A 24,023-nucleotide genomic window follows, 5' to 3' on the forward strand; every position below is an offset into this window, starting at 1 on the left:
TCCTCGCCGTCATCGCGCAGATCGGCACCAACGGCGCCGCCGGCCACGTCATCGAGTACCGCGGCAGCGCCATCGAGGCGCTGTCGATGGAGGCCCGCATGACGATCTGCAACATGTCGATCGAGGCGCGGCGCCAGGGCGTCGGCCAGCGCGCCGGCGAGCTCGGGGTCCCGGGCCGAGGCCACGGCCCGGGCCATGCGCGCGGTGTCGGGACGCAACCCCTCCAGGCTCTCGACCAGCCAGGCCGCCGACGAGCCGACGGTGGTCAGCAGGTCGGTGAGCGCCGGCCACTCGCTGTGCCAGGCACCGGCGGCGCGCTCGTGCTCCTGCTCCATGGCACCGAGCAGGGTGGCCACCAGGCCGGGCGCGCGGCGGGCGCAGGCCCGGGCGGAGATGGCGGCCACCGGGTTGCGCTTGTGCGGCATCGCCGACGAGCCGCCGCGGCCGGCACCGCTCTCCGCCGCCTCGGCGACCTCGGTCTGCGCGAGCAGCACCACGTCGACGGCGACCGTCGCCAGCACCCCGGCCGCCGCGCCGAGCGCGCCGGCCAGGTCGGCGATCGGCAGCCGCACCGTGAACCACGGGGCCGCGGGCGCGACCAGGCCCAGCTCGGCGGCGAGCGCCGACCGCAGCGCGACACCCGAGCCCTGGCTCGCCGCCAGCGTGCCGACCGCCCCGCCGTACTGCACCGGCAGCGTCGCCACGACCTCGGCCAGCCTGAGCCGCGCGCCGTCCAGGCCGCTCAGCCAGCCGGCGGCCTTGAGCCCGAAGGTGGTCGGCAGCGCCTGCTGCATCAGGGTGCGGCCCATCACGACGTCGTCGCGGTGGGTGCGGGCCAGCCGCGCGGCCGCCTCGGCGGCGAGCGCCAGGTCCCGGTCGATCGCGCTGACCGCCCGGCGCGCGAGCAGCACCAGCGCGGTGTCGAGGACGTCCTGGCTGGTGGCGCCGACGTGCACGGCGACGGCGTCCCGCTCCCCCACCGCGTCCTGCAGCACCCGCACCAGCGGCGGCACGGGGTTGCCGGCGTCGGCCGCCCTGGCCACCACGGTGGCGAGGTCCAGCCCGGCCGGCTCGGCGCAGGCGCGGGTCACCGCGTCGGCGGCCGTCGCCGGCACCAGCCCGGTGGCCGCGGCCGCCCGGGCCAGCGCCGCCTCGACGTCGAGGAGCGCGTCGAACCAGGCGGAGTCGGAGACGGCCGTGGCCGCGCCGCCCCGGGCGAACGTGCCGCTGAAGAGTCCGCTCACGCGGGGGTCCCAGTCACACCTGAGTTCATACCGCGAAGAACACCGTCTCGCGCTCGCCCTGCAGGTACACGTCGAAGCGGTAGCCGTCGTCGGTGGGCGTGGCGAGGAGCGTCTGCCGCTGCTCCTCGGTCAGCCCGCGGAGCACGGCGTCCTCCGCGTTGGCCTCCGCCTCGTCGGCGAAGTAGATGCGGGTGACCACCCGGTCGAGGAGGCCGCGGGCGAAGACCGACACGTCGATGTGCGGCGCCTGCAGGCCGCCCTCGCCGTCGGGCACCCGGCCCGGCTTCAGGGTGAAGACCTCGAACTCCCCGGAGAGCGTCTGCGCGCGGGCATAGCCGCGGAAGCCCGGGTAGGACGACGCCCCGCGCGGGTCCTCCGGCGAGGGGAAGCCCCCGTCGGGGTCGGCCTGCCAGGTCTCGACCATCGCGTCGGGGACCACGGCGCCGGCGCCGTCGACCACCCGGCCGCGGATCCAGAAGCCGCCCGCGGTGCCCTCCTCGGCGGCGTACACGCCGTCGGCCCAGGTGAGGCCGATCGCCAGGTAGGGGCCGACGGTCGCACTCGGCGTGGGCCCGAGCCGGTGCGGGCCGGTGAGGAAGCCGCTGCCCCGCTGGCCGGAGCGCGGCTGGTACGGCTCGCCCGGGTTCGGCGGCACGTCGAGGGGGTTGGTGATCGGCTTGCTCACGCCACGTCTCCGTCGTCCTCGGTCTCGAACGGTGTCTGGTCGGCTCCGCGCAGCACGATGTCCCACTCGTAGGCGAGCGCCCAGTTGTCCTGCGTGCGCTCCAGCGAGAACCGGCTGACCGCCCGGTGCCGCGCCGCCGCCGGGATGGCGTTGAAGATCGGGTCCTGCCCGAACAGCGGGTCCTCGGGGAAGTACATCTGGGTGACCAGCCGCTGGGTGAAGGCACGCCCGAACAGGCTGAAGTGGATGTGCGCCGGGCGCCACGCGTTGTGGTGGTTGCCCCAGGGGTAGGCGCCGGGCTTGATCGTCAGGAACTCGTAGCGGCCCAGGCTGTCGGTGACCACCCGGCCCAGCCCGTCGAAGTGCGGGTCCAGCGGCGCCGGCCAGTTGTCGACCACGTGCCGGTAGCGCCCCGCCGCGTTGGCCTGCCAGACCTCGACCAGCGCACCCGGCACCGGGCGGCCGTCGCTGTCCAGGACCCGCCCGTGCACGAGGATCCGCTGCCCCACGGCCTCGCCGTCGTTGCGCCAGGTGAGGTCGGCGTCGTGGGCGAGCACCCGGTCCTCGCCGAGCACCGGGCCGGTCACCTCGGTCAGGCGGTGCGGCAGGTCCACCGGCGTCCGCAGCGGCGCGCGGAGGCCGGTGCTGCGGTAGTCGGGGAAGCCGACGGGCGTGCGCGTGGCGGAGTCCTCGCGCAGGTAGCGCGGCAGGTGGAGCCCGCCGCCGGATGTGGTCCCGGTCATAAGGAGGGACCGTACGGCCGCTGGGCTAGGCTGCCCAAGCCACGGCTTCCACTGGACGGGAGGTTCGCCGCATGGCGGGTCACAGCGCCGCGCCCGGCCGCTCGGTCACCTCGCGCGCCCTGGGCATCCTCGACGCCTTCGGCAGCGACTGCCCCCGGCTGTCGCTCTCGGAGATCGCCGACCGGTCGGGCACGCCCCTCACCACGGCGCACCGGCTGCTCGGTGAGCTGGCGGAGTGGGGCGCGCTCGTCCGCCGACCCGACGGGCGCTACGAGATCGGCCGCAAGCTGTGGGACCTGGGGCTGCTGGCGCCGGTGCAGCTCGAGCTGCGGCAGGTGGCGGCACCGTTCCTGCTCGACCTGCACACCACCATCCGCGACACCGTCCACCTCGCGGTCCGCGAGGGCCTGCACGCGCTCTACGTCGAGCGGATCTCGGGGCGCGAGTCGGTCCCGGTCGTCAGCCAGGTGGGCAGCCGGCTGCCGCTGCACAGCACCGGCGTGGGCAAGGTGCTGCTCGCCTCGGCGCCGGACGACGTCGTCGCCCAGGTGATGCGCTCGCTGCACCCGGTCACCCGGCACACCGTCGTGGACCCGGAGCGGCTCGGCCAGGAGCTCGTCGAGGTCCGCCGCCGGCGGTACGCGCGCACCTGCGAGGAGATGTCGCCGGGCGCGGCGTCGATCGCCGTCCCGGTGCAGGTGGAGCGCCCGTCCGGCCCGCTCGCCGTCGCCGCGCTGGGCATCGTGGTGCCGCCGCACCGTCGCGACCTGGCCCGGCTCGTCCCCGCGCTGGAGATGGCCGCCCGCGGCATCGGCCGGGAGCTGGCCCGCTCGCACGAATTCCACTGAGCGAAAGAGCCTGTTCCGGTCGCGCTGCCGCGGCAGCAGACTCGGCCGGGTGCGCACCCAGGTAGGCATCATCGGCGCCGGCCCGGCCGGCCTCCTGCTGTCCCGGCTGCTCGCGCAGCGCGGCATCGACTCCGTGGTCCTGGAGAACCGCTCCCGCAGCTACGTCGAGGCCCGCATCCGCGCCGGCATCCTCGAGCAGCACACGGTCGACACGCTCACCGAGGCCGGCCTCGGCGACCGGCTGCGCCGCGAGGGGATGGAGCACCGCGGCATCCACCTGCAGTACCCCGGCACCCGCCACACGCTGGACTTCCCCGAGCTGTGCGGGCGCACCGTGTGGGTGTACGGCCAGACCGAGGTCACCAAGGACCTCATCGCCGCGCAGCTCGACGGCGGCCCGCCGCTGCTCTTCGAGGTCTCCGACGTGGTGCCCGAGGACGTCGACGGGGACTCCCCGCGCATCCGCTTCACCGACGCCGAGGGCAACCCGCAGGTCCTGGAGTGCGACGTCATCGCCGGGACCGACGGCTTCCACGGCGTCTCGCGCCCGGTGGTCACCGAGGGCACCGCGGGGCAGCTGTGGGAGCGCACCTACCCCTACGCCTGGCTGGGGATCCTCGCCGACGCCGCCCCCTCCACCGACGAGCTGATCTACGCCTGGCACCCCGAGGGCTTCGCGCTCTACTCGATGCGCTCCCCGAAGGTCTCGCGCCTGTACCTGCAGGTCGACCCGGCCGACTCCATCGAGAACTGGTCCGACGACCGCATCTGGGACAACCTCTCCCGCCGCCTGGGCATCGACGGCTGGGAGGTGTCCACCGGCCCGGTCACCGAGAAGTCGATCCTGCCGATGCGCTCCTTCGTCAGCGCGCCCATGCGCCGGGGCCGGCTGTTCCTCGCCGGCGACGCCGCGCACATCGTGCCGCCCACCGGAGCCAAGGGGCTCAACCTCGCCGTCGCCGACGTGACGCTGCTGGCGAGCGCGCTCGACCGGCTGCTGAACGAGCGCCGGACCGACCTGGTCGACGCCTACTCCGACACGGCCCTGCGCCGGGTCTGGCGCTGCACCCACTTCTCCTGGTGGATGACCTCGATGCTGCACACCTCCGGCGACGACTTCGACGCCCAGCTGCAGCTCTCCCAGCTGCGCCGGGTCTGCTCCTCCGAGGCCGCCGCCCGCGAGCTCGCGGAGAACTACACCGGGCTGCCGATCGAGGGCTGAGCCCCCGCGGCATCCGGAACGGGGCCTGCGCCCGAATGGTGGTGCGTGGAGCATCCCGTGCCGCGAGAGCAGACCGACTGGCTGGTCCAGCCCCTGGTCGAGGCCGGCCTCGCACCCGCCGAGATCCGGGTGCTGGTCACCCGCCTGTGCTTCGAGGTGATCGTCGCGGACGACGCCGGGACCGGCGCGCGGCTGCTCGACGTCGTCGCCGACCGGCAGCCGGCCGTGCGGTCGGCCTGGCTCGAGGTGGTCGACCGCCTGCTGACCCGGCCACCGGCCGGCGGGCGGTCAGCCGAGCACTGACTCCAGCGTCGCGCGCGTCCCGCGCTCGCGCAGCGAGCGGAGGGTGTGCACGTACTCGGCGGCGAACCGCTCGTCGTCGACGAGGTCGCCGAAGAGGTCGCGGTCGGAGACGAACGCCAACGGCTCCTCGCCCTGTCGCCGCGCCGCCGCCACGAGGCTCTCCCGGCGCGGGTCGACGACCTCGATGGGCCGGCCGTCCTCCCCCACGCCCTCGGCGTAGCGGGCCCACCCGGCCAGCACCGCGACGCACAGGCCGATCGGGCCACCGGTGGCCAGGTTCTGCCGCAGCACCGGTAGCAGGAACTTCGGGATCCGGTCGGAGCTCTCGGCGCACAGCCGCGCGAGCGTGTCGCGCATGTTGGGGTTGGAGAAGCGGCCGATGAGGTCCGCCTTGTACTGCGCCAGGTCGATGCCGGGCACGGGCGGCAGCGTGGGGGTCGCCTCGCGGTCCATGTAGCCCAGCAGGAACTCGCGGAAGAGCGGGTCCTGGCAGACGTCGTGGATGAACGTGTAGCCGGCGAGCGTGCCCAGGTAGCCCATCGCCTGGTGGCTGCCGTTGAGCAGCCGGAGCTTCATCAGCTCGTAGGGCTCGACGTCGGCCACCAGCTGCACGCCGGCGTCCTCCAGCGGCGGGCGCCCGCAGCTGAACCGGTCCTCGAGCACCCACTGCGTGTACGGCTCGCAGACCACCGGCCACTGGTCCTCGACGCCGAACCGCCGCGACAGCTCCCGGCGGTGGACGTCGGTCGTGACCGGGGTGATGCGGTCGACCATGGAGTTCGGGAACGGCACCTCGCGGCGCACCCAGTCCCCGAGGCCGGCGTCCCGCAGGCCGGCGAACGCGGCGAAGCTGTCCCGCGCGACGTCGCCGTTGCCGGGGATGTTGTCGCAGGACATCACGGTGAACGGCGGGACACCCCGGTCCCGCCGCCGGGCCAGCGCCTCGGTGACCAGGCCGAAGCTGGTGCGCAGGACCGCGCCGGGCTGCAGGTCCTGCAGGACGCCCGGGTCGGTGGCGTCGAACTCGCCGGTGACCGGAGAGATGTTGTAGCCGCCCTCGGTGACCGTGAGGGAGACGATGCGCGTGCCCGGGTCGGCCATCTTCTCGACCACGGCCTCGGGGTCGTCCGGGGCCAGCAGGTACTCGACCATCGAGCCGACGACCCGCGCCCCGAGGAACCCGTCGGGGTGGGTCACGACCACGGTGTACAGGCAGTCCTGGGCGGCCGTCACCTCGGCCATCCGCCGGTCGCCCGGGAGCACCCCGACCCCGCAGATGCCCCAGTCCAGCGCCTCGCCGCGCTCCATCAGCCGGTCCAGGTACACGGCCTGGTGTGACCGGTGGAACCCGCCCACGCCCAGGTGGACGATGCCGGTCCGGACCCGGCTGCGGTCGTAGGAGGGCGTCGACACCGACGCGCTCAGGGAGGACAGGGACCGGTCGTTCAGGGCGAGGGCCACGGGAGGGCCATTCCCCGGGGGCGCCCGCCGTAACGGGGTCCGCGGTGCGCGTTGCCGGGCACGCCCCGGAGCGCCTCGCCCGCGGGCCGCCCGCCCCGCCCGGGGACGGCCCGGCGGCGGCATCCGCGGGCCGTTGCTACCGGCCGGTACCCGGTGTGGGATCGTCCGAGGCACACGTCGAGACGACGGCGCCAACAGGACGTCGCCGTCGTCAGGAATGAGGACCGATGCGGTTGCAGCTGTCCCCGGAGCTCGAGGCCTTCCGGGAGGAGATGCGGACCTTCTTCACCACACAGGTTCCGCAGGAGATCCGCGACAAGGTCGCCGCCCACCGGCACCTGTCCAAGGACGAGTACGTCGCGGCCCAGCGGGCGCTCAACGCCGCCGGGCTCGCCGTGCCGCACTGGCCGGTGGAGTGGGGCGGCAAGGACTGGACGCCGCTGCAGCGCCACATCTGGCGCGAGGAGATGCAGCTGGCCAACGTGCCCGAGCCGCTGGCCTTCAACGCCAGCATGATCGGCCCGGTGCTCGCCGCCTTCGGCAACCAGGAGCAGAAGGAGCGCTTCCTGGCCAAGACGGCGAACCTGGACATCTGGTGGTGCCAGGGCTTCTCCGAGCCCGACGCCGGCTCCGACCTCGCGTCGCTGCGCACCACCGCGGTGCGCGACGGCGACGACTGGGTCGTCAACGGCCAGAAGACCTGGACCACGCTCGGCCAGTACGCCGACTGGATCTTCTGCCTGGTCCGCACCGACCCCACCGCCGAGAAGAAGCAGCGCGGCATCTCGCTGCTGGTCTTCCCGATGGACACCCCCGGCGTGACCCTGCGGCCCATCGAGCTCATCGACGGCGGCTTCGAGGTCAACGAGGTCTTCTTCGAGGACGTCCGCGTGCCGGCCGAGAACCTCGTGGGCGAGGAGAACCGCGGCTGGGACTACGCGAAGTTCCTGCTCGGCAACGAGCGCGTGGGCATCGCCCGCGTCGGCGCCACCAAGCGGCTGATCGCCCAGGCCAAGGAGTACGCGCAGGAGATCTCCGAGGGCGGTCGCCCGCTGCTGGAGAACCCGCGCATGGCCGCCCGCGTCGCCGAGCTGGAGAACGAGCTGCTCGCGCTGGAGCTGACCGCGCTGCGCGTGGTCGCCAACTCCGCCGACGGCAAGCCGCACCCCGCCTCCTCGGTGCTCAAGCTCCGCGGGTCCGAGCTGCAGCAGGCCGCCATGGAGCTCGTCGTCGACATCGCCGGCCCGCTCTCGGTGTCCTCCTTCGCCGAGGAGGGCTCGGACGTGCCCGACTGGGCGCGGGTCGCGACGCCGTCGTACCTGAACTACCGGAAGGTCTCCATCTACGGAGGCTCGAACGAGGTTCAGCGCACCATCATCGCCGGCACGATCCTGGGGCTGTGATCTGAGATGGACTTCAACTTCGACAGCGAGCAGAACGACCTGCGCGAGGCCGTCCGCGGCCTCCTCGAGCGGGCGTACGGCGACAGCGAGGTGCGGCGCAAGCTCGTCGCGAACGACCCGGGCTTCGACGAGAAGACGTGGTCGCGGCTGGCCGAGATGGGCCTGCTGGGCCTGCCCTTCGCCGAGGAGCACGGCGGCATGGGCGCCGGCCCGGTCGAGGTCGCGATCGTCGCCGAGGAGATGGGCCGGGTCATCGCGCCCGAGCCGTTCATCGAGGCGGTCGTGCTGGCCGGTGGGCTGATCGCCGCCGTCGGCACCGACGAGCAGAAGGGCGAGCTGCTCGGCGCGCTCGCCGAGGGCACGACCATCCCCGCCTTCGCGCACGCCGAGACCGGCACCCGCTGGGTCCCGACGGCGTCGGCGGTCACCGCCACGCAGGCCGGCGACGGCTGGACCCTCTCGGGCACCAAGGAGCCGGTGCCCAACGGCGCGCGGGCCGACGTCCTCGTCGTCTCGGCGGCCCTCGCCGGTGACGGCGGCACGGGGCTGTTCCTCGTGCAGGGTGACGCCTCCGGGCTGACCCGCACCGGCTACCGCACCCACGACGGCGGCCGCGCGGCCAACGTCCGCTTCGAGAGCACCCCCGCGGTGGCCCTCGGCGCGGGCGGCGACCAGACCGCGGCCATCGAGCGGGCCCTCGCCGAGGCACGGATCGCCTACAGCCACGAGTCGATCGGGGCCATGGACACCGCGCTGCGCACCACCGCGGAGTACCTGAAGACCCGCAAGCAGTTCGGGGTGACCCTCAACCGGTTCCAGGCGCTCACCTTCCGCGCCGCGGACATGTACGTGTCCCTGGAGCTGGCCCGCAGCACCGCGCTGTGGGCGTCGATGGTGCAGGACGCCGGCGGCGACGTCGTGTCCGCCGCCGACCGCGCCCGGCTGCAGACCAGCCGCGCCGGCCGGCACATCGGCAAGGAGGCCATCCAGCTGCACGGTGGCATCGGCGTGACCGCCGAGTACAAGGTCGGCCACTACACCAGCCGGCTCACCGCGATCGACCACCTGCTCGGCGACGGCGACTGGGCCGCCGACCGGCTCGCGGCCGGCGTCGCGGCGCACGAGACGGTCGACCCGCTGGGCGCGCCCTACACGGGCTGAGCACCGCACGACGGAGCCCCGTCCCCCTGCGGGGGGCGGGGCTCCGCTGCGTCTCAGGCCCCGATGCGGCCGACGACGAGGCGGTTGAGCCAGTCGGGGCTGACCGAGGACGCCGCCGCCAGCACCCGGGTCTGCCGGCCGACCGTCCGGTGCGGGGAGCGCGGCAGCGCCACCCGCTCGTGCACGACCCGCCAGGCCGCCGCCGCGACGTCGGCGGGCACGAGCCGGACGCCGAGGGCCTTCACCGGCGCCATGCCGACGCCGTCCCGGGTGACCATCTCGGTGTCGACGAACAGCGGCACCAGGCTGCGCACGCGCAGGCCGTCACCGCGCCACTCCAGGTCCAGCGCCTCGGTCAGCGACTTCACCGCGGCCTTGGTCGCGCCGTAGGTGGCCAGGGTCGGCTGCCCGTAGAGCGCCGAGGCGGAGCAGAGGTTCAGCAGCAGGCCGCGCGGTGCCCGCCGCAGGTACGCGTGGCCGGTCCGCGCCCCGAGCACCACGCCGGTGACGTTGACCTCGACCTGGCGGCGGTGGGTGTCGACGTCGATCCCGGCGAACGGCCCGGAGGCGAGCACGCCGGCGTTGTTGACCAGCACGTCGAGGGCGCCGTCGGGGCAGAACCGCTGCAGGGCGCTCCCCCACCGGTCCGGGTCGCGGACGTCGAGCGCGCCGTGCACGGCGTTCGGCCGGCCGGCGGCGACCTCGGCCACCGCGGCGGCGTCGACGTCGAACAGCCCGACCCGCCAGCCGGCGCCGAGGAACCGCTCGGCGACGGCACGGCCGATCCCCCGCCCCGCGCCGGTCACGAGGATGCTGCCCGTTCGCTGACGTGAGGTCATCCGGTAACTCTTACCGGACGGCCCCCTAGTCGGCGAGCATCGCCCGGCGGAGCTCGTCGGCGTCCGCGCGCACCTGGTCCAGCACCGGCACCAGGTCGTCCTCGCGCAGCTGCCCGCAGCTCAGCCGCACGACGGGGACCGTGTCGTAGTCCTCGACGGTGAGCCGCGCCGCCACCTCGAACGCCGAGCGGAGCAGCCCGCCCTCGAGCGAGGTGAAGTCGTCGACCTGGTTCAGCCGGCTGGTCATGCTGTGCGGGAAGCCCCACTGCTCCAGCGCGACGGCGGTCAGCCGCAGGCTGTTGATGCCGTAGCGGCGCAGCTCGGCCACCCGGCGCTGGGTGAAGTCCGCGTGCTCGGCGGTGACCTCGGCGTACCCGACGGGGTCGTTGTGGTGCAGCAGCGCGGCGCCCATCTGGGCCAGCAGCCCGATGCAGAGCGCGTCCTGCGGCCGCTCGCCGAAGCGCGGCGCGAGGGCCGAGGAGGCGAGCGCCAGGCTGGTGGTGACGTCCCAGAAGTCCTCGGGGAGGCGCGACTCGTCGTCGAGCTCGGTGAGCGCGACGGTGGCCATCGTCCGGACGGTCGTGAACCCGACGACGGTGACGGCGAACTGCAGCGAGGTGACGCGGCCGCGCATGCCGAAGTAGGCCGAGTTCGCCAGCTTCATGACGCGGCTGGCCAGCGCCACGTCGGAGGCGAGGATCCGCGACAGCTCCTTGGCGCTGGTGTCGTCCTGGTTGGCGACGGAGACGATCTGCGCCGCGACCGGCCGCTGGGCCGCCATGGTGTCGATGCTGGCCAGCACCTTCTCCAGGTCGAAGACGGGCGTCTGCTCGGCGCGCGCCGGCAGCGGGGTCACGGTCATCGGGTGCGGTCTCCATGGGCGGCGAACCAGGCGGCGGCGTGCCCCCCGGTGAGGGGCTGGCTGAGGCTGAAGCCCTGCAGGTAGGTGACCCCCATGCGGGTCAGCTCCGCGGCCTGCTCGGGGGTCTCGACGCCCTCGGCGACCGTGCTCAGGCCCAGGCTGCTGGCCAGGGCGATGACCGCGGAGGGGATCTCGGTGTGCCCGTGCGCGAGCTCGGCCACGAAGGAGCGGTCGACCTTCAAGCAGTTCACCGGCAGGTGGCGCAGGTAGGCCAGGGAGGAGTAGCCGGTGCCGAAGTCGTCGATCGCCAGCTCCACGCCCAGCTCGCGCAGCTGGTGCAGGACCTCCCGGGCGGAGTCGGGGTCCTTCATCAGGGCCGACTCGGTGATCTCGATGGAGATCCGGGACGGGTCCAGGCCGTGCCGCTCGAGCGCCTCGCCGACCTGCGGCGGCAGGTTCTGGTCCAGCTGCAGCGCCGAGACGTTGACGTTGGCCCGCGCGGGGGCGGCCCACCCCATGAGCCGGTCCCACTCGGCCAGCTGGCGGCACGTCTCGTCGAGCACCAGCAGCCCGAGGCCGGCGATGAGCCCGCTCTCCTCGGCCAGCGGGATGAAGACCGCCGGGCTGATCGCCCCTCGGTCGGCGTGGTTCCAGCGGGCCAGCGACTCGACGGCCACGGGGCTGCCGTCGGCGGTGCTGAAGATCGGCTGGTAGAGCAGCGTGATCTCGCGCCGCTCGATGGCGTCGCGCAGCTCGGCCACCAGGCGCAGCTTGTCGCGTGCCTCCTCGCGGGCCCGCTGGTCCAGGACGGTGATCCGCCCCTTGCCCCCGGCCTTCGCCTGGTACATCGCGATGTCGCAGTCGCGGATGAGCTCCTCGGCCGTGACGTGCTCGACGGTCTGGACGGTCACGCCCACGCTGGCGTAGGGGCGCACGTCCACTCCCCCGAGCCGCACCGGGCGGGCCAGCTCGACCGAGATGCGCTCGGCCAGGGCCACGGCGGCGGCCTGGTCCACGTTCTCGCAGACGACGACGAACTCGTCGCCGCCGAAGCGGGCCACCAGGTCACCGGGGCGCACCGCGGCGGCCAGCCGGTCGGCCACCTCGGTGAGCAGCTCGTCGCCGGCGGTGTGCCCGAGCGAGTCGTTGACGACCTTGAAGTTGTCGAGGTCGAGGAAGAGGCAGGCCAGCCCGCTGGAGCCCGGGGTGAACCGCGCGGCGACGTACTGGGCGAGCAGGGTGCGGTTGGGCAGGCCCGTGAGCGGGTCGTGGTTGGCCTGGTGGGCCAGCTGCGCCTCGAAGGCCAGCCGGTCGGTGATGTCCTCGATCGTGCCGACGAAGCCGGCGCCGACGCCCGGGGTGAACAGGTGGGCGAACCGGATGACGGTGGTGCGGACCGAGCCGTCCTCCCGCAGCAGGCGCGCCTGGGTCTCCACCTCCTCGCCGTCGAGGGCGGCCGAGACCTGCTCGATCACCCCGTCCAGGTCGTCCTCGTGCACCGTCTCGATCCAGCCGGTGCCCAGGAGCTGCTCCGCCTGCCGCCCGACGAGGGTGCAGAAGGCGTCGTTGACGTGCGCCAGCCGCATCCCCTGCTCCGAGAGCAGGGTCGGCACCGGGGAGCGCTCGGTGAGGGTGGAGAAGCGCCGCTCGTGCGCGTCGGCGGTGGCGCGCAGCGCGCGCTCCTGCTCGCTCGTCGTCGACACGATGCGGATCGTCCACATGCGCCCGGTCGGCGCGGGCGTCGTGGTCACGACCGCCTCGATGGTCGCCCCGCTCGCGGTGCGGACCGGCAGCGTCATGCGCGCCGAGCGCTCCCTGCGGAGGAGCAGCTTGAGCTCCCCGCCGCCGAGGGTCGGGAAGAGGTGGTCCACGGGCAGCGCGCGCAGGTCGTCGAGGCCGTAGCCGAGCAGCTCGACGGCGCCGACGTTCCCCCAGGTCAGGCGGGTGCGGCTGCCGACGGACTCCGCGACGACGAGCGCCAGGTTGTCGCTGACGGTGGCGCTGTAGAAGACCGACGCGACGATCTCCGGCGGCACGCGTTCGCCGTCGGGCACGCTGATGGTGACGCTCACGGTCCTCCCCTCGGTGTTCTCGGCCGGCGCCGCTGCTCGACGCTCACGGAGGTTCTCGGCTCCCCCCACCAGGCGCTTTCACCCGAGTGCGTGCGGCGTCCCCCGTTGGGGGGAGGCCGGGACGACGGCCCGTGACCTCTCCGGGGGCCGGCACCCGTCCGGGCGTGCTCTCTCTCACATTCGCGTCGCCATCGGTCGACACACCCCGTTAACCGGCAAGATCCACCCGATCCACCCGATCCACCGAGCACCTCGTACGACCCCACCACTGGGGGGCGGGCACCGGAGCCCGTCCCCCGAGGAATGGAGCGCCACGATGCACATCGGAGTCCCCCGCGAGACGCGCGCCCGCGAGACGCGGGTGGCGGCCACGCCGGCCACGGTCGGGAAGCTGGTCGCCCTGGGCTACGACGTGGTCGTGGAGACCGGGGCGGGTGCGGCCAGCAGCTTCCCCGACGACGCCTACGCCGCCGCCGGGGCGCGCATCGGGGTCGCCGACGAGGCGTGGGGGGCCGACGTCGTCCTCCGGGTGAACGCCCCCTCGGCCGACGAGCTGCCCCGCCTGGCCGACGGCGCCACACTGGTCGGTCTCCTCGGCCCCGCCCACAACCCCGAGCTGGTCGAGGCCCTGGCGCAGCGGCCGATCACCGCGCTCGCGATGGACGCCGTGCCGCGCATCTCCCGGGCGCAGTCGATGGACGTGCTGAGCTCGATGGCCAACATCGCCGGCTACCGCGCCGTCGTGGAGGCCGCCCACGTGTTCGGCCGGTTCTTCACCGGCCAGGTCACCGCCGCCGGCAAGGTGCCGCCGGCCAAGGTGCTCGTCGCCGGCGCCGGCGTGGCGGGCCTGGCGGCCATCGGTGCGGCCAGCAGCCTGGGTGCCATCGTCCGGGCCACCGACGTCCGGCCCGAGGTGGCCGAGCAGGTGCGCTCCCTGGGGGGCGAGTACGTCGCGGTGCCCGCCGGCGAGCAGGAGGTGAGCGCCGACGGCTACGCCCGAGAGATGGGCGAGGACTTCAACCGCCGGGCCGCGGAGATGTACGCGGAGCAGGCGGCCGACGTCGACATCATCATCACGACGGCGCTCATCCCGGGCCGCCCCGCTCCCCGGCTGATCACCGAGGAGATGGTGGCCTCGATGCGCTCCGGCAGCGTCATCGTGGACATGGCCGCCGCGCAGGGCGGCAACGTCGCCGGCTCCGTGCCCGACGAGGTCGTGGTCACCGGCAACGGAGTCTCGATCATCGGCTACACCGACCTGCCCGCCCGGCTCCCGGCCCAGGCCTCCCAGCTCTACGGGACCAACCTGGTCAACCTGCTGACCCTGCTGACGCCGGAGAAGGACGGCCGGCTCGTCCTCGACCTCGACGACGTCGTGCAGCGGTCGATCGCCGTCGTGCACCAGGGCGAGAAGATGTGGCCCCCGCCGCCGGTGCAGGTGTCGGCGGCGCCGGCGCCCCCCGCCGCACCGGCCGCCCAGGAGCCGGCTCCCCCGCCGGAGCCACCGAGGCCGGGACGGCGGTTCGCGCTGGTCGGGCTGGGCGCTGCGCTGCTCTTCCTGCTGACCGCGTTCTCGCCCGACGAGCTGATCCAGCACCTCACGGTGTTCGCGCTCGCGGTGGTCGTCGGCTTCTACGTCATCGGGCACGTGCACCACGCGCTGCACACCCCGCTGATGAGCGTCACCAACGCCATCTCCGGGATCATCGTGGTCGGGGCGCTCCTGCAGATCGGCCACGACGACGCCGTGGTCACCACGCTGGCCTTCGTGGCGATCCTGCTGGCCAGCATCAACGTCTTCGGCGGCTTCGCGGTGACCCGGCGGATGCTCGCCATGTTCACCCGGGGCCCGAGCTCGGGAGCAGCCCGATGACCGCCACCAGTGCCGCCGCCGCGGCCTACATCGTCTCCGGCCTGCTCTTCATCCTCAGCCTCGCCGGGCTGTCGAAGCACGAGACCGCCAAGACGGGCAACGCCTATGGCATGGCCGGCATGGCCATCGCGCTGGTCGCCACCGTCGGCCTCGCCGCCGACCACGGCATCTCCGGCACCGGCGCCGCCCTGCTCGCGCTGGCCGTCGTCATCGGCGCGGCCATCGGCATCTGGCGGGCCCGCCAGGTCGAGATGACCGGCATGCCCGAGCTGATCGCCCTGCTGCACAGCTTCGTCGGCCTCGCCGCGGTGCTGGTGGGATGGAACGGCTACCTCTCGGTCGAGGCGGACCTGGAGAACCAGACCGAGGTCTCCTCCGACCTCATCGGCATCCACTCGGCCGAGGTCGTGATCGGCGTCTTCATCGGCGCGGTCACCTTCACCGGCTCCATCGTCGCCTTCCTCAAGCTGTCGGCCCGGATCAGGAGCAACCCGCTCACCCTGCCCGGCCGCAACTGGCTCAACCTGGGCGCGCTCGCGCTGTTCGCCGTCCTCACCGTGGTGTTCGTCGTCGAGCCGGGCCTGCTGGTGCTCTCGGTCGTCACCGCGCTGGCCCTGGCGCTCGGCTGGCACCTGGTCGCCTCCATCGGCGGCGGTGACATGCCGGTCGTCGTCTCGATGCTGAACAGCTACTCCGGCTGGGCGGCCGCGGCGTCGGGCTTCCTGCTCGGCAACGACCTGCTGATCATCACCGGTGCGCTGGTCGGCTCCTCGGGTGCCTACCTCTCCTACATCATGTGCAAGGCGATGAACCGCTCCTTCCTGTCGGTCATCGCGGGCGGCTTCGGCAACGAGGGCAGCGCGGCCTCCTCCGACGTCGACTACGGCGAGCACACCGAGATCGGCGCCGAGGAGGTCGCCGAGCTGCTGAGGGACGCGAAGTCGGTCGTCATCACGCCGGGCTACGGCATGGCCGTCGCGCAGGCGCAGGGCGCCGTCGCCGACCTCACGCGCAAGCTCACCGCCCGCGGCGTCGAGGTCCGCTTCGGCATCCACCCGGTCGCCGGCCGCCTCCCCGGGCACATGAACGTGCTGCTGGCCGAGGCCAAGGTGCCCTACGACGTGGTCCTGGAGATGGACGAGATCAACGACGACTTCCCCGAGACGTCCGTCGTCCTCGTCATCGGCGCGAACGACACCGTGAACCCCGCTGCCGCGGAGGACCCGAGCAGCCCGATCGCGGGGATGCCCGTGCTGCGGGTCTGGGAGGCCGAGCGGGTCGTGGTGTTCAAGCGGTCGATGAACACCGGCTACGCCGGTGTCCAGAACCCGCTGTTCTTCCGCGAGAACAGCCGCATGCTCTTCGGTGACGCCCGGGAGCGGGTCGAGGACATCCTCCGCGCCCTCTGACCCCGGACGGGGAGTGCCGAACGGCCCTGTTCAGTTCGGCCAGGAAGGCCTACTGTGGGTACGTGCGCCGTCACGGTCAGGTCAACGAGCTCCCGGGAGCTGCCGCGCACGACCACGTGTGCTGGTCCTACCGGGACGACGCCGACCTGCATGCCACCGGGATGGCCTTCCTGGCCGGTGGCCTGGCCCGCGGCGAACGGCTGCTGTGCGTCGGTGACCGGGTGGCCGAGGGGCTGCGCGGCGACCCGGCGGCGCTCGGCGGCGTGGCGGCCCTCGTCTCGGCCGGCACCCTGCGCGTGATGACCCTGGCCGAGGCCTACGTCGCCGCGGGCGGGTTCAGCGTCGACGGCCAGCGGGCGTTCTACGACGCGGCCACCGACCAGGCGCTGGCGGACGGGTACACCGGCCTGAGGGTCCTGGCCGACGTGACCGACCTGGCCGGCGACCCGGTGCACCACGACGAGCTGGTGCGCTGGGAGCACGCCGCCGACCACTACATGGCCGGCGGTGCCGGTGCGTCCGGCATGGCCTCGATGTCGGCCATGTGCGCGTACCGGTCGGACCTGCCCGAGCCCGTGCTCGCCGACGTCGCCGCCGTGCACCCGGTGGTGCACGCCCCGGCCGACGTCGTCCCGTACCGGCTGTTCTCCGACGGCACGCGCCTCGTGCTCGCCGGCGAGGTCGACGCCCTCGCCGCCCAGCGCCTCACCCGCGCGCTCGGCTCGACCCCCGCGCACGTCGGCGTGCACGCCCTCGACCTGGCCGACCTCCGGTTCGCCGACGTCACCGCGAGCCGGGTCCTCGCCGCGTGGGCGCGCGCGGTCACCGAGGACGGCGGGCAGGTGCAGCTGTGGAACGCACCGGCACTGCTGCGGCGCACCTGGCGGCTCCTGGGCCTCGATGACTGGGCCCGCGTGTCGTTCGCCGCGACCGCCTGAGGCAGGTCAGCGGCCGGTGACCTCGCCGGTCTCCACGACCTTCTCGGCGACCAGGCGCACCTTCGTGTTGCTCTCCATCGACAGGCGCGCCAGCGTCTGGAAGGCCTGGTCGGCGGAGAGCTTGAACCGCTCCATCAGGATGCCCTTGGCCTGGTCGATGACGGCGCGGGACTCCAGCGCCACCTGCAGGTTCACCGCCTGGTCGCGGGCCTGCTCGTAGGCCAGCATGTTGCCGGCCACGACGGCGGCGTACTCGGCGAACCGCTCCGCGAACCCGCGGGCCGCCTCGTCGATGGCGCCGTCCTGGCGCGCGTAGATGTTCAGGCCGCCGCTGAGCTGCTCATGCACCGGGAAGGGCAGCGACATCATGCCCCGGCAGCCCTGCGCGCGGGCGACGGCGACGTAGTCGGGCCAGCGGCCCTCGGTGGCGGTGTCGGGGACCTCGACCGGGTGGCCCTCGGTCGCGGCGGTCAGGCACGGCCCGTCGCCCCGCTCGTACTGGTCCTGGTCCAGGTCGCGGGCCAGGTCGCCGCTGTAGGCCGCGGTGACCGCCTTCCCGCCCCGCAGCAGGGTCACCGACGCCTCGGCGTCGCCGGGCAGGCTCTGCCGCACCAGGGTCACGACGGCCTCGAGCACCGAGCTCATCGAGTGGTCGGCCAGCCGCATCCGGCCCAGCTGTTCGAGAGCGGCTCCAGGAAGGAGCACAGAGGAGTCGCGGCCCACAACGGCCTCCGGTCGGTTGCGACCCGGATGCACACCCGGCCCAGGTAGTGGTGTCCGACGGACCGGCGCAACGGGCCGGCGCTTCTGACCGACCCCCAACAGCGTGTGCCCACACGAGCTGGCCCCACCATACCCGCCGGGCGGCGGGCAGAGCCTCCGCGTGCCGGCCAGGCCGGCGCCACGCCACCGGCCTGGCCGGCACGACCACCCCCGGCGGACTGACTATGCTGGTCAGTGCGACAAGCGCGTCACACAGCCGGCGCGCGGCCGGGCCCAGCGGCCCGCCCACTGGAGCGACCCTGCAACCACCCGGGGTTCTCCCCTCACCGCCGGCATGCCTGACCGGTTGCAGCCCAGACGGAGTACCCGCGTGACACCCCCCGACGACGACTCTGCCGTCGTTCAGCCCGCCTTCGACGAACTGGGCCGGCTGTCGTTCGCCGAGCACTCGCTCGAGTCGGTCCTCGGCAAGGTCACCGAGCTGGCCACCCGCATCCTCCCCGGACGGCCGGTGGCGTCCGTGACCATCCTCACCGACGGGCGCCCGGCGACCGTGGCCGCCAGCGGAGGGCTCGCCGAGGACCTCGACCAGCTCCAGTACCGCACCGGCAGCGGCCCGTGCCTGCTGGCCGCCTCCACCGGTCGACCGGCCGGCATCGCGGACACCCGCAGCGACCGCACCTGGCCGGACCTCGCCGCCGAGGCGGCCGCCCAGGGGGTGGGCAGCGTCTTCTCCCAGCCCCTGCCGGTGCAGGAGCTCGTCCAGGGGGGCCTGAACCTGTACGCGCGGCACGCCGAGGTCGCCGACGAGCGGACCCGCACGCTGGTCGCCCGGCTGGCGGCCTACGCCGTCGGGCCGGTGTCGAACATGTACCTGTACGAGACCGCGGTCGAGCGGGCCGAGCACCTCAAGGCCGCCCTGGACTCGCGGGCGGTCATCGACCAGGCGAAGGGCATCCTGATGGAGCGGTTCAAGGTCACCGCCGACGACGCCTTCCAGATCCTGGCCCGGCTGTCGATGGAGCGGAACGTGAAGCTCCGCGACGTCGCCACGCAGTTCGTGCACACCGGCGAGCTCGACCCGTCCTGACCGCAGCGGGCAGGCATGCCCGGGTCCCGCAGTGGGCAGGTCCCGCGGCAGGGCCCCCGCACTGCCGGCGGTCGGGGGGCCCCAGATCCAGCGGTCGAGACAACGGCCGCTGGGTCGCCCCGGCACGGCGCCGGGTTGCGTCGCCGCCGGAGGTCGCCGACGGTGACCGGGTGGACCCCTTCCGCGGCCTCGGCCTGCCCCGCATCCCCGGGTTCGGCGAGCTGGTCTCCCTGCTGCAGACCCAGACCGAGGCGCTCGCCCAGCTGCCCCGGACGCTCACCGACCTCAACGGCACCGTCCGGGAGCTGATCGAGGCGACCACCATGGCGCGGGAGACCATCGCCTCCGCGCAGCGCATGGCCGAGAAGCTGGAGACCCTCGTCGAGGAGCTGGAGGAGCCGGTCCGGGCCCTGCGCCCGGGGATCGAGCGGGTGGGCCGGGTGCTCGACGACCCCGCGGTCGACACCGTCCCGGAGACGCTGCGCCGCATCCACGACGACCTCATGCCGCTGGTCCACGGGCTGCGCCAGGCGCAGAACCGGGTCGGCTCGGTGACCGGGCTGCTGCGCCGCCGACCCCGCGACGAGGAGGACGACGGCTACTGAGCCGGCCCCTCCCCCTGGCCGGGCTCGCGGCGCACGAAGTCGCCGACGGCCTCCTCCAGGCGCGCCCAGGTGGAGCTCCACTCCACCAGCGGGTCGAGGATCCGCTCGAAGACGGCGAGCTGCTGGTCGAACGCCTGCAGCTGCGCGGTCATCGCGGCGATCGACTGCCGCTGCGCGCCGACGACCTCGGCGATCGCCTTGAGCTGGGCGGCCGACAGCGCCCCGGGCGGGCTGGGCAGCTGGGGCAGGGACAGCCGCTGCGGGACGGCGCCGGCCAGCGACCGGGCGCGGTCGGTGAAACCGCGCAGCTGGCTGACGAACTCGTCGATCGACCGCCCCACCAGGCCACCGTGCGGCCCGGAGCGGTCGGCGTCGTCGGCCTCGGTCATCGTTCCCCCTGCTCTCGGTCGGTGACCCCGACCTTAGGCAGCACTGCCACGGATCGCACCGATCCCCGCGCATGGCCCGGCGGGCGGCCGGGAACACTCGTCGACGGACCTTTCCGACCTGCCTCCGGGAGAACCGTGCCCATCCGCGGTCCACTGCTGCCCGCACTCGCCTGCGTGGCGCTGCTCGCCCCCCTGGCCGGCTGCGCGTCGACCGAGACCCGCACCGCCGCCTCGACCGCCTCCCGGACGCCGTCGCCCCCGGACGCGGCGTCCCCCGAGGCGGCGTCCCCGGCTGCCGGCCCGGTCGACGCCGCGCTGGCGGGCCTGGACCGACGGGAACGGATCGCCCAGCTCTTCGTCACCGGTGTGCCGCTCGACGACCTGGCCCGCGGCGAGGCGGTCGTCCGGGAGCAGGTCGGCGGCGTCTTCCTGCACGGCCGCAGCAGCGCCGCCCCCGACGAGCTGGCCGCGCACACGAGCGCCTGGCAGGAGGCGGTCACCGGGCCGGGGCTGTGGGTGGCCGCGGACCAGGAGGGCGGCCTGGTGCAGACCTTCAAGGGCCCTGGCTTCGAGCGGCTGCCCACCGCGGTCGAGCAGGGCCACCTGCCCGACCCCGAGCTGCGGGCGCTCGGGGAACGGCTGGGCGCCGCGATGCGGGCCGCCGGGGTCAACGTGAACCTGGCTCCGGTGGTCGACGTCGTCCCGGCGGGCACCGAGGCGGGCAACGAGCCGATCGGCTCGGTCGACCGGCAGTACGGCAGCACCGCCGCCGAGGTGGCCACCGCCGCCGCCGCGGTCGCCGACGGGCTGGCCGGCCAGGACGTCGTCCCGACGCTGAAGCACTTCCCCGGCCTCGGCCGCGTGCAGGCGAACACCGACACCAGCGCCGACGTCGTCGACCCGGTCACGGGGCCGGACGACGAGCAGGTCAGCGCCTTCGCCGACGCGCTGGGCCGGAGCTCGGCCGAGCCGTTCGTGATGATGTCCAGCGCCGTCTACCCGCGGCTGGACCCGGCGAACCAGGCGGCGTTCTCCCGCCCCGTGGTGACCGGCCTGCTGCGCGAGGGGCTCGGTTTCGACGGGGTGGTCATCTCCGACGACCTGGCCAACGCCGACGCCGTCGAGGGCGTGCCGCCCGGCGAGCGCGCCGTCCGCTTCCTCGAGGCCGGCGGCACGCTCGTGCTCACCGTCGACGCCGAGCCGGTGGCCGAGATGATCGACGCGGTCGCCGCGCGCGCGGACGAGGACCCGGCGTTCGCGGCCCTGGTCGACGACGCCGTCCGCACCACCCTCGCGGCGAAGGAGGCGGCGGGCCTCCTCCGCTGACCGGCGTCAGCTGCCGGTCAGCTCGCGCAGCCGCACCGCGTTGCGCACGGCGTGGCCGTGCCCGTCGTTGTTGAAGTAGACGTAGACGTCGCGGCCGTCGGCCCGCCACTCCCCCACCCGGTCGGCCCACCAGCGCAGGTCCTGCTCGGGGTAGGAGCCGGCGTAGAGGTGGTGGTGGTCGGGCCCGTGCATCCGGACGTACACGGTGGGTGCCGTCGCGCGCAGCACGCAGGGCAGGCCGGCGCCGCTCATGACGCAGTAGGCCGCACCGTGCCGCTCCAGCAGCGCGAGCACCGCGTCGTCGTGCCAGCTCGGGTGCCGGAGCTCCACGGCCACGCGCATCCACGGCGGCAGCTGCCCGAGCAGGTAGGCCAGCCGGGCGTCGTCCCGCTGGTGGGCGGGGTGGAGCTGCAGGAGCAGGACGGCGCGGCGGTCGCCGAGCTCGTGCCAGGCCGAGGTCATGCGGGTGACCCACGCCTCGGGGGCGAAGAGCCTCTTGGCGTGGGTCAGGCCCCGGGGCGCCTTGACCGACAGCTGGAACCCCGGCGGGAGCCGGCGCCGCCAGCTCGCGAAGCTGACGTCGCGCGGCCAGCGGTAGAAGCTGGCGTTCAGCTCGACGGTGCCGAATTGCCGCACGTAGTGCGCCAGCCGGTCCCGGGGCGGGGTCCCCGCCGGGTAGAGGACGCCGTCCCAGTGGTCGTAGCTCCACCCCGACGTCCCGATGTGCACCGTCACCGGGCCAGCGTCTCCGTCGTCCCCGGCCGGCGGTCCGCGGAGCGCCCGCGCGAGGGGCGGCCGGCCCTCGGGAGGAAGCGGCCGGTGCGTGCGGCGTAGCCGGCGTACGTCCGGCCGTGCACCCGGCTCAGGTAGGGCTCCTCGACGGCACGGACCTGCAGCTGCACGGCGACGACCAGCGCGAGCAGCGCCGCCGCGCCGACCCAGCTGGGCACCAGCAGCACCATGCCGGCCTGGGCCAGCACCATGGCGGTGAAGATCGGGTTGCGGACGTGGGCGAAGACCCCGCTGGTGACCAGCTCGGTCCGCTCGGCGTCGTCGACGCCGATGCGCCAGGACGCGCCCATGCCCGCCTGCCCGGCGAGGGTGGCGAGGAACCCGCCCACCGCCAGGACCAGTCCCGCTGCGGCGGCCACGGGGTGCGGGTCGGCCGGCACGGTGCCGGTCACGGCCAGCAGCGGCCCTGCGACGCCGAGCACGATGGCCGCGACGAACAGCACCCCGCCCCACCATCCGGGCTCGCGCGGGCTGCCGGAGATCCCCCGGAAGCCGGTGCTGCCGGTGCGGCGGTGCTGCACCCACGACCGGACCCCGAACAGGACGACGAGGGCGGCGAGCTGGAGGACGAGCGCGACGACGCTCACCGGGCCGGCTTCCCCGGGGAGGAGGTCCGGAGGGTCGGCGGAGCGGCCGCGCCGGGCGGGCAGCAGGCGTCGGCGCAGCCGCAGCCCTCGCCGGCAGCGTCCTGGCCGGGGCGGCCGGGGGCGCAGCAGCCCTCCCCCCGCCAGGCCTGGACGCCCTCGCGGGCGGCCACGGCGGCGATGACCAGCCCGGCGACCGGGTCCGCCCAGCCCCAGCCCAGCGTCGCGTTGAGCACCAGCCCTACGAGGAGGACGGCGGACAGGTACGTGCACAGGAGCGTCTGGGTCCCGTCCGCGTAGACCGCGTTCGATCCCAGCGCGCGGCCGGTGCGGCGCTGCGCCCACGAGAGGGCCGGCATGACCACGAGCGAGGCGGCCGCCAGCCCGATGCCGACCGGGGAGGCACCGGCGTCGGCGTCGCCGGACGAGAGCGCCCGGACCGACTCGACGCTCACGTAGGCCGCCAGCGCGAAGAACGACAGGGCCATCAGCCGCAGCGCCTGCCGCTCCCGCGACTCGGGCAGCCGGTGGCGGAACTGCCAGAGGATGACCAGCCCGCTGGATACCTCGACGACCGAGTCCAGGCCGAACCCGACGAGGGCGACCGACCCGGCGGCCAGCCCGGCCGCGATCGCGATGACCGACTCGACGGCGTTGTAGGCGACGGAGGCCCCTGCCAGCAGCTGCGCGCGGCGGCCCAGCCGGGCCCGCTCGACGGTGGACGCCGCCGGCTCGGCGTGGGTGGCGGTCACCGGCCCGCGGCCACGCCGTGGGCGGGGCACAGCGCCACGGCGTCGCCGGTGGCCGCGAGCAGCCGCTCGGCGGCGGCCAGCACGCCGAGCAGCTCCGGCGCGGTGGCCAGCGACCACATCGACGCCCGACCCTGCGGCCGGGAGGCCACCAGGCCGCAGTCCCGCAGGCAGGCCAGGTGCGCCGACACCGTGGACTGGGCCAGCCCCAGGTGCGCGGTGAGGTCGACGACCTTGTGCTCGCCCAGTGCGAGGTGCCGCAGGATCGCCAGCCTGGCCGGGTCACCCAGGCTGCGGAACAGGCACGCCGCGGCCGACAGGGCGGTCGCCTCGTCGACCGACGGCTCGGCACTCGTGCTGGTCGCTGTCATCGCCATCTGGCGATGATATCGACAGTCGGCGGCGAGAGGTCAAGCCCCGCCCGGCCTGGGCGGCGTCTTCAGGGTGTCGCCGATTACGACCCGCCTGGTCACTGGTGACATGGACGACGGATTCAGCGACACCGCTGGCGGTTTCGGGGACATCGGAGACGGCACTCGGGACACGTGCGACGGCGATACCCACCGTCTGCTAGTTGTGATGCCCAGCCAGGTTGTCCAACCTGGTGATGGGTGGTGCCTTCCCGACCGCTGAGTGGGGCCGGTGGTGGTTGTACTGGTGGACCCATGCTGGCAGAGCCGCGAGGCGAGCTGATTCGGAGTT

General features: G+C 74.1%; 24 protein-coding genes and 2 pseudogenes. 12 read left to right on the forward strand and 14 right to left on the reverse strand.

Annotated features, from left to right (window positions below; translation table 11 throughout):
* Positions 1-128 (forward strand): annotated as a pseudogene (locus E4P43_RS20960) (aconitase family protein); the annotation flags it as partial.
* 147 nt (positions 129-275) lie between these two features.
* On the opposite strand, the pseudogene pcaB reads toward E4P43_RS20960, so the two are convergent.
* The 3 genes and pseudogenes from pcaB to pcaH form a co-directional block, all read right to left on the reverse strand.
* Positions 276-1,244: pseudogene (pcaB, locus tag E4P43_RS17610) on the reverse strand (3-carboxy-cis,cis-muconate cycloisomerase); the annotation flags it as partial.
* A 25-nt stretch (positions 1,245-1,269) separates the two neighbouring features.
* Entirely contained in the window at positions 1,270-1,929 is a 660-nt protein-coding gene (pcaG, locus tag E4P43_RS17615; RefSeq protein ID WP_245159220.1) for a protocatechuate 3,4-dioxygenase subunit alpha, read from the reverse strand.
* Positions 1,926-2,672, reverse strand: coding sequence for a protocatechuate 3,4-dioxygenase subunit beta (pcaH, locus tag E4P43_RS17620; protein WP_135146785.1), 747 nt, complete (start codon positions 2,670-2,672; stop codon positions 1,926-1,928). The genes pcaG and pcaH overlap by 4 nt, the downstream gene beginning before the upstream one ends.
* Positions 2,673-2,743: 71 nt before the next feature.
* On the opposite strand from pcaH, the gene E4P43_RS17625 reads away from it, so the two are divergent.
* Genes E4P43_RS17625 through E4P43_RS17635 form a run of 3 tightly spaced genes read left to right on the forward strand, consistent with a single transcriptional unit; the run spans position 2,744 to position 5,045 of the window.
* A complete protein-coding gene (locus E4P43_RS17625) occupies positions 2,744-3,520 on the forward strand; it encodes an IclR family transcriptional regulator (protein ID WP_135146788.1) in 777 nt (258 codons plus the stop codon).
* 49 nt (positions 3,521-3,569) lie between these two features.
* Positions 3,570-4,742, forward strand: a complete 1,173-nt coding sequence (locus E4P43_RS17630; RefSeq protein ID WP_135146791.1) for a 4-hydroxybenzoate 3-monooxygenase — start codon at positions 3,570-3,572, stop codon at positions 4,740-4,742.
* Positions 4,743-4,799: 57 nt separating this feature from the next.
* A complete protein-coding gene (locus E4P43_RS17635) occupies positions 4,800-5,045 on the forward strand; it encodes a hypothetical protein (RefSeq protein ID WP_135146793.1) in 246 nt (81 codons plus the stop codon).
* Here E4P43_RS17635 and E4P43_RS17640 read toward each other — a convergent pair.
* Positions 5,031-6,506, reverse strand: coding sequence for a mannitol dehydrogenase family protein (locus tag E4P43_RS17640; protein WP_245159221.1), 1,476 nt, complete (start codon positions 6,504-6,506; stop codon positions 5,031-5,033). The two genes, E4P43_RS17635 and E4P43_RS17640, sit on opposite strands and share 15 nt — an antisense overlap.
* Before the next feature lie 227 nt (positions 6,507-6,733).
* Here E4P43_RS17640 and E4P43_RS17645 point away from each other — a divergent pair, with 227 nt between their 5' ends.
* Both E4P43_RS17645 and E4P43_RS17650 read left to right on the forward strand, forming a co-directional pair.
* Entirely contained in the window at positions 6,734-7,909 is a 1,176-nt protein-coding gene (locus tag E4P43_RS17645; protein WP_135146796.1) for an acyl-CoA dehydrogenase family protein, read from the forward strand.
* A 6-nt stretch (positions 7,910-7,915) separates the two neighbouring features.
* Positions 7,916-9,070 (forward strand): acyl-CoA dehydrogenase family protein, encoded by a 1,155-nt coding sequence (locus E4P43_RS17650; protein WP_135146798.1) that lies wholly within the window; start codon positions 7,916-7,918, stop codon positions 9,068-9,070.
* Positions 9,071-9,123: 53 nt separating this feature from the next.
* Here E4P43_RS17650 and E4P43_RS17655 read toward each other — a convergent pair whose 3' ends face one another.
* The 3 genes from E4P43_RS17655 to E4P43_RS17665 are packed head-to-tail and all read right to left on the reverse strand — an operon-like array spanning position 9,124 to position 12,843.
* Complete coding sequence (locus tag E4P43_RS17655) at positions 9,124-9,909, reverse strand: SDR family oxidoreductase (protein ID WP_135146800.1); 786 nt, start codon at positions 9,907-9,909, stop codon at positions 9,124-9,126.
* A gap of 25 nt (positions 9,910-9,934) precedes the next feature.
* Positions 9,935-10,771, reverse strand: a complete 837-nt coding sequence (locus tag E4P43_RS17660) for an HDOD domain-containing protein (RefSeq protein WP_135146802.1) — start codon at positions 10,769-10,771, stop codon at positions 9,935-9,937.
* Positions 10,768-12,843 (reverse strand): EAL domain-containing protein, encoded by a 2,076-nt coding sequence (locus E4P43_RS17665; protein ID WP_245159222.1) that lies wholly within the window; start codon positions 12,841-12,843, stop codon positions 10,768-10,770. Before E4P43_RS17665 ends, E4P43_RS17660 begins: the two co-directional genes overlap by 4 nt.
* 316 nt (positions 12,844-13,159) lie before the next feature.
* Here E4P43_RS17665 and E4P43_RS17670 point away from each other — a divergent pair, with 316 nt between their 5' ends.
* The 3 genes from E4P43_RS17670 to E4P43_RS17680 all read left to right on the forward strand — a co-directional run bounded on the left by E4P43_RS17670 (position 13,160) and on the right by E4P43_RS17680 (position 17,063).
* A complete protein-coding gene (locus tag E4P43_RS17670; RefSeq protein WP_135146804.1) occupies positions 13,160-14,716 on the forward strand; it encodes a Re/Si-specific NAD(P)(+) transhydrogenase subunit alpha in 1,557 nt (518 codons plus the stop codon).
* Positions 14,713-16,125 (forward strand): Re/Si-specific NAD(P)(+) transhydrogenase subunit beta, encoded by a 1,413-nt coding sequence (gene pntB, locus E4P43_RS17675; protein ID WP_135146806.1) that lies wholly within the window; start codon positions 14,713-14,715, stop codon positions 16,123-16,125. The genes E4P43_RS17670 and pntB overlap by 4 nt, the downstream gene beginning before the upstream one ends.
* A gap of 62 nt (positions 16,126-16,187) precedes the next feature.
* A complete protein-coding gene (locus E4P43_RS17680) occupies positions 16,188-17,063 on the forward strand; it encodes an MEDS domain-containing protein (RefSeq protein ID WP_167759230.1) in 876 nt (291 codons plus the stop codon).
* A gap of 6 nt (positions 17,064-17,069) precedes the next feature.
* On the opposite strand, the gene E4P43_RS17685 is transcribed toward E4P43_RS17680, so the two are convergent.
* Positions 17,070-17,729 (reverse strand): GAF and ANTAR domain-containing protein, encoded by a 660-nt coding sequence (locus E4P43_RS17685; RefSeq protein WP_135146832.1) that lies wholly within the window; start codon positions 17,727-17,729, stop codon positions 17,070-17,072.
* 427 nt (positions 17,730-18,156) lie between these two features.
* Between E4P43_RS17685 and E4P43_RS17690 the strand changes: the two genes are divergently transcribed.
* Both E4P43_RS17690 and E4P43_RS17695 read left to right on the forward strand, forming a co-directional pair.
* Positions 18,157-18,876, forward strand: a complete 720-nt coding sequence (locus E4P43_RS17690; protein ID WP_167759231.1) for a GAF and ANTAR domain-containing protein — start codon at positions 18,157-18,159, stop codon at positions 18,874-18,876.
* Positions 18,877-19,046: 170 nt separating this feature from the next.
* Positions 19,047-19,481 carry a hypothetical protein gene (locus E4P43_RS17695; protein WP_135146812.1) on the forward strand — a complete coding sequence of 145 codons (435 nt, stop codon included), beginning with the start codon at positions 19,047-19,049 and terminating at the stop codon, positions 19,479-19,481.
* On the opposite strand, the gene E4P43_RS17700 is transcribed toward E4P43_RS17695, so the two are convergent.
* Positions 19,475-19,870: a hypothetical protein gene (locus E4P43_RS17700; protein ID WP_135146814.1), complete on the reverse strand. Its 396-nt coding sequence runs from the start codon at positions 19,868-19,870 to the stop codon at positions 19,475-19,477. The two genes, E4P43_RS17695 and E4P43_RS17700, sit on opposite strands and share 7 nt — an antisense overlap.
* 135 nt (positions 19,871-20,005) lie before the next feature.
* On the opposite strand from E4P43_RS17700, the gene E4P43_RS17705 reads away from it, so the two are divergent.
* On the forward strand, positions 20,006-21,196 hold the full coding sequence (locus tag E4P43_RS17705) for a glycoside hydrolase family 3 N-terminal domain-containing protein (RefSeq protein WP_135146816.1): 1,191 nt from the start codon (positions 20,006-20,008) through the stop codon (positions 21,194-21,196).
* A gap of 6 nt (positions 21,197-21,202) precedes the next feature.
* Here the strand turns inward: E4P43_RS17705 and E4P43_RS17710 are convergent, their stop codons facing one another.
* The 5 genes from E4P43_RS17710 to E4P43_RS17730 form a co-directional block, all read right to left on the reverse strand.
* Positions 21,203-21,931, reverse strand: a complete 729-nt coding sequence (locus E4P43_RS17710) for a DUF72 domain-containing protein (protein WP_135146818.1) — start codon at positions 21,929-21,931, stop codon at positions 21,203-21,205.
* The gene (locus E4P43_RS17715; protein ID WP_135146821.1) at positions 21,928-22,575 is read right to left on the reverse strand and encodes an isoprenylcysteine carboxylmethyltransferase family protein; all 648 of its coding nucleotides are present in this window, start codon (positions 22,573-22,575) and stop codon (positions 21,928-21,930) included. The genes E4P43_RS17710 and E4P43_RS17715 overlap by 4 nt, the downstream gene beginning before the upstream one ends.
* Positions 22,572-23,324: a cation transporter gene (locus E4P43_RS17720; protein WP_135146823.1), complete on the reverse strand. Its 753-nt coding sequence runs from the start codon at positions 23,322-23,324 to the stop codon at positions 22,572-22,574. Before E4P43_RS17720 ends, E4P43_RS17715 begins: the two co-directional genes overlap by 4 nt.
* Positions 23,321-23,698 (reverse strand): metalloregulator ArsR/SmtB family transcription factor, encoded by a 378-nt coding sequence (locus E4P43_RS17725; protein ID WP_135146825.1) that lies wholly within the window; start codon positions 23,696-23,698, stop codon positions 23,321-23,323. The genes E4P43_RS17720 and E4P43_RS17725 overlap by 4 nt, the downstream gene beginning before the upstream one ends.
* A gap of 193 nt (positions 23,699-23,891) precedes the next feature.
* Positions 23,892-24,023 (reverse strand): integrase core domain-containing protein (locus E4P43_RS17730; RefSeq protein WP_167759232.1); only part of this gene is annotated, 132 nt, incomplete at its 5' end.

It is taken from the genome of Blastococcus sp. TF02A-35, from assembly GCF_004571075.1.
Lineage (GTDB): Bacteria > Actinomycetota > Actinomycetes > Mycobacteriales > Geodermatophilaceae > Blastococcus.